This window comes from Variovorax sp. CF313, from assembly GCF_000282635.1.
Lineage (GTDB): Bacteria > Pseudomonadota > Gammaproteobacteria > Burkholderiales > Burkholderiaceae_C > Variovorax.
In genome coordinates, this window is record NZ_AKIW01000145.1 from 1 (window position 1) to 1,833 (window position 1,833).

2 protein-coding genes are annotated in these 1,833 nt (G+C 69.6%); both read left to right on the forward strand.

What is annotated here, in order from left to right:
• Positions 1–111: 111 nt before the first annotated feature.
• Entirely contained in the window at positions 112–876 is a 765-nt protein-coding gene (locus tag PMI12_RS26065) for an SDR family NAD(P)-dependent oxidoreductase (protein ID WP_007838703.1), read from the forward strand.
• The gene (locus PMI12_RS26070; RefSeq protein ID WP_007838705.1) at positions 873–1,763 is read left to right on the forward strand and encodes a 3-keto-5-aminohexanoate cleavage protein; all 891 of its coding nucleotides are present in this window, start codon (positions 873–875) and stop codon (positions 1,761–1,763) included. The genes PMI12_RS26065 and PMI12_RS26070 overlap by 4 nt, the downstream gene beginning before the upstream one ends.
• The last annotated feature ends 70 nt before the right edge of the window (positions 1,764–1,833 follow it).

Genomic DNA, 1,833 nt, shown 5'->3' on the forward strand with positions numbered 1-1,833 from the left:
TGTCGCTTCGCCAACCCCCTTCGAGGGGGCAACACCTGCGGCCCGGCAAAGCCGGTTCCGCGGTGTTCCGCGAAAAGACTCCGTACCGACTCATCCACTCCTTTCACATCCATGAGCTTCGATCCAGTCTCCAGACTCGACGGCAAGGTCGCCGTCATCACCGGCGGCCTTGGCGCCATCGGCTATGCCACGGCCACGCGCCTGGCCGCGCTCGGCGCCACCTGCGTGCTGCTGCACCGCAAGGGCGACGATGCGGCGGCGCGCGTGGCCGCCCTGCCCTCGGTCAGCGGCCAGCGCCATGCCGCGATCCGCGCCGACATCGTCGACACGCCCAGCCTCGTGGCCGCGGCGGCCGAGGTGAAGGCCACGCTCGGGCGCTGCGACATCCTCGTCAACAGCGCGGGCCACACGCAACCGGTGCCGGCCGCCGACCTCGACGCGCTGACCGACGAGCTCATCGACGACATCGTGCGCGCCAACTTCCGCGGTGTGTTCGCCACCATCCGCGCCTTCGCGCCGATGCTGAAGGCCAGCGGCGACGGGCTGGTGGCCAACATCTCTTCCATCGCGGGTTTCACGGGCGTGGGCAGCAACCTCGCCTACGTGGCCGCCAAGGCCGGGCTCGACGTGGTGGGCGACGCGCTGGCCAAGGCACTCGCGCCGTCGGTGCGCGTGGTGTCGGTGTCGCCGGGCGCGGTCGAATCGGGTTTCGTGCCCGGGCGCGGCGCGGAATTCGCGAACAAGATGGCCAGCACCACACCACTGGGCCGCATCGGCTTGCCCGACGACGTGGCTGCCACGGTCGAAGCGCTGGCCACCACGCTGCGCTTCGTGACCGGCACGCGCATCGTGGTCGACGGAGGGCGCCACCTGTGAGCACCGCCAAGACACTCATCACCTGCGCGGTCACGGGCAACCTCGTGAAGCCGGAGCAGACGCCGCACCTGCCGATCACGCCGGTGCAGATCGCCGACGAGTGCCTCGCCGCGGCCGAGGCCGGCGCGGCGCAGGTGCACATCCACGTGCGCCATCCCGAAACCGGCAAGCCCTCGATGGAGGTCGAGCTGTACCGCGAGGTGGTCGAGCGCATCCGCCGCGAGAACCGCGAGCTGATCGTCAACCTCACGACCGGGCCGGGCGGGCGCTTCATTCCGAGCGAGGACGATCCGAAGATCGCCGCACCGGGCACCACGCTGCTGCCGCCCGAGAAGCGCGTGGAACACATTGCGCTCATCAGGCCCGACGTGTGCTCGCTCGACCTCAACACCATGAACTCGGGGCCCGACGTGGTCATCAACACGCCGAAGAACGTGCGGCGCATGGCGAAGGTGATGCGCGAGGCCGGCGTGAAGCCCGAGCTGGAGATCTTCGACTCCGGCGACATCAACCTCGCGCTCGACCTGATCGCCGACGGCACGCTCGACGGCCCGGCCATGTGGACCTTCGTGCTCGGCGTGAAGTACGGCTTCGCGCCCACGCCCGAGACGCTGCTCTATGCGCGCAACATGCTGCCGCGCGGCGCCTTCTGGAGCGCCTTCGGCATCGGGCGCATGGAGTTCCCGATCGTCGCGCAGGCATGGCTGCTGGGCGGCCATGTGCGCGTGGGCATGGAGGACAACATCTACCTGGAGAAGGGCGTGCTCGCCGAGAGCAACGCCCAGCTGGTGGCGAAGGCACGCGACATCCTCGTGAGCCTGGGCGGTGAAGTTGCGAATCCGCGTGAGGCACGCGCGATGCTGGGGTTGCCGGATGCGAGGGGCTAGCGTGGACTCCCGCATCTCTCCTTGTTGTGCGCGGCGTCGTTCGGGGCGCGATCACGCCGACGGGGTACCT